The sequence below is a fragment of the Halanaerobiales bacterium genome (assembly GCA_035270125.1).
Lineage (GTDB): Bacteria > Bacillota > Halanaerobiia > Halanaerobiales > DATFIM01 > DATFIM01.
This window is the reverse complement of record DATFIM010000144.1, coordinates 1-2,901: the sequence shown is the minus strand read 5'-3', so window position 1 is coordinate 2,901 and position 2,901 is coordinate 1. Positions and strand designations below refer to the sequence as shown.

At 29.9% G+C, this 2,901-nt stretch carries 2 protein-coding genes; both read right to left on the bottom strand.

Annotated features, from left to right (window positions below):
- A partial coding sequence (locus VJ881_07560) for a BTAD domain-containing putative transcriptional regulator (protein HKL75907.1) occupies window positions 1–2,070 on the bottom strand: 2,070 nt, incomplete at its 3' end.
- Between the two features lie 23 nt (window positions 2,071–2,093).
- A partial coding sequence (locus VJ881_07555) for a urocanate hydratase (GenBank protein ID HKL75906.1) occupies window positions 2,094–2,901 on the bottom strand: 808 nt, incomplete at its 5' end.

Below are 2,901 nucleotides of genomic sequence, written 5' to 3'. Positions count from 1 at the left end.
ATCTAAATAATTTTTAGCCTCTTTCTTTTTCAAAAAGACTAGCTGTTCATTATCAAGATAATTATCATGTAAGATAGGAAATAACTTATGAGTCTGTTTAAAATATGTTTCTGCTTCTTTAATTAAATACTCCAGTTCTTTTAGTTTATTTCCTGCTTTAGAATAATGATAAATCAACTTAGAATAGCGATCTCTTGAATTACTGGTAAATTCAACTTCATTTTCTAAATAATTTGCTAGGCGGCGGTGTAATAGTTTAAGTCGTGAATTTGAGAGTTGATTATAGATATATTCTTTTAACTTAGAATGGGTAAACCAGTATTTCAACTCATCATCATCTTTTTCTTCCAATAAATAATTACTCTGTAGTTCTTCTAATAATTCTATCAGTTCAAAATCGTCCATACCACTAATGCTTTTTAATAATTCAAAATTTATTTCTTTATAACAGACGGCTGCTAGCATCAATAATTTATTTGCTTTTTCTGATATATTAGAAATTTTATTGTGTAAAATGTTCTGACAGCCCTCAGTCTGTATAAATTCAGCCAGAGCTTTTTCCCGATTTTTTTCTTTAAATAAACGGAGTAATTCAACTAAAAAGAAGGTATTACCTTCAGTTTCTTTATATATATTTTGATAAATTTCTTTATTAAAACTATAATCAGGTAATGTTTTATTTACAAAACTAACAACCTGCTTATAATTTAAACGAGGTAATTTTATTTCTTTTAGATAATTATGATTATTTAAGGCTGAAAATTCATCTAAAATTTTATTTTTTTGATTTAATCTTGTTGTAGCTAAAACCATTATACTTCTATTTTTATTTTCCTTAATTAACTGTGATATAAAAGAAAGGCTCTTTTGATCACTCCACTGCAGATCTTCAAAAACAAGTATTAATTTTTGTTTTTTGGCAGCTGAGGACAAAAGATAAAGTAAAGCTTTTAAGGCAGACTGATATTGTAATGAATCAAATTCAACCTGTTCATTTTTTTCAATATCAGTATTAGCAAAAAGTGAAGGGAAAAGAAGAGAAAGCACACCTTTCCAGGGATAATTTATTTCAAGATCATTTAAATCTAATTTCTCCTGAAGTTGTTTGATAATATTTTTTAAAGGGTTGAAAATATATCTTTCTTCCCCCTGAAAACAATTTGTTTTTAAAACAAGTGTATCTTCAAGGTTAGTTTTATCTAAAAATTCCTTTATTAAAGTTGTTTTACCAATACCAGCTTCACCAGAAATCAAATAAGAATAAGATTCAGTCCCAGCTTTGAAATTTCTTGTATTTAATACTAATTCTTTAATCTCTTTATCTCTAAAAATAAATTTTACATTTTGATCGTTTTCCAAAACTACTGATTTATTACTTCGTATTTCCTGTAAAAGTGAGAGTGTTTTTTGATCAGGATTTATTCCAAGTTCCTTTTCCAGTATTTCATCCAGTTTTTTATATACCTGAAGAGCCTTTGCACTCTGGCCATTTTTATGATAGAGATTCATAAGTTTTCGATAGGCCATTTCATTAAATTCATCTACTTTAATTAAATCCTGGAGATAATTAATTGCTTTTTCATTTTTTTCTCTGCTCTCTAAATTTTCTATTCTCTTTTTTAATTTTTCTATATATAACTGCTGATAATAATTTCTATTGTCAATGATCCAGTCATTAAAAGAAGGGGATCTTTTGAGAAGAAACCCTTCCAAAAAATCCCCATTATAGACTTTAAGAGATTTTTTCAAAGAATCATTTTTCATAAATTGTTCAAGATCAATTTTGAAATCATATTTATCCTTATTTAAATGGAGTGTAGAACTACCGCTTTTTTTGAATATATCCTCAGTTATACTTTTTTTAAGTTGATATAAAGCATTCCTCAAGTTCTTTTTAGCTTTACTATCAGTCATATTTCCCCATAAAAGAGAAGCAACTTTGCTGCGAGAAATCTTTTTTTCTACAATAAGATAATAGAATAAAGCTTCAACTTTTTTATAGGGAAATTCAATTTTATTATCAGCTAATTGCACATCTCTTTCACCTAAAAGCTTAATATCAAGCTGCATAGTTCTACCTCCTATAGAATTAATTATTGATTTTTATCTAAAGAATTTTTAACTACATTTTCAACAAGACCTTCCTTAGGTTGATATGGTAAGGTTACATGACCTAATTCCCCTTTTTCTTCATTCCAGTCTAACATTGTTTCAATAGCATGCTCATTTCTGGCCCATGCTCTTCTGGCAACTCCACCATGAACATCCCAGTCAAGTGAAGATTTAATAATTCTATCAACTCTTTTACTACCATCAAGTACAAGACCAAAACCACTATTAAAGCATTTTCCAATTCCTACTCCACCACCATTGCTCTGGACAACCATACTCATACCACGAGCGGCATTACCTGCAAAACAGTGAATGGACATTTCTCCCATAATATTACTACCATCTTTGATATTGGCTGTTTCACGGAAAGGAGAATCTGTACCACCAGTATCATGATGATCTCTTCCTAACATTACAGGACCGATTTCTCCATCTCTAACCATTTTATTAAACTTAAGAGCCATTTCCACTCTTCCCGGGCCATCAGTATATAAAATTCTGGCCTGTGAACCAACAACTAAATCATTATCCTCGGCATTTTTGATCCAGTGATAGTTATCATAATCCTGTGATCTTCTTTCAGGGTCAATAACCTCCTGAGCAGCTTTATCTGTCTTACGTAAATCTTCCTTTTTACCTGATAGACAGACCCATCTATATGGACCATAACCATAATCAAACATTATTGGTCCCATAATATCTTCAACATAAGATGGGAAAACAAATCCTTTGTCTGGATTTTCCTCATCTTTGGCAATTTCTTTTACACCTGCATCATAAACAGCTTTC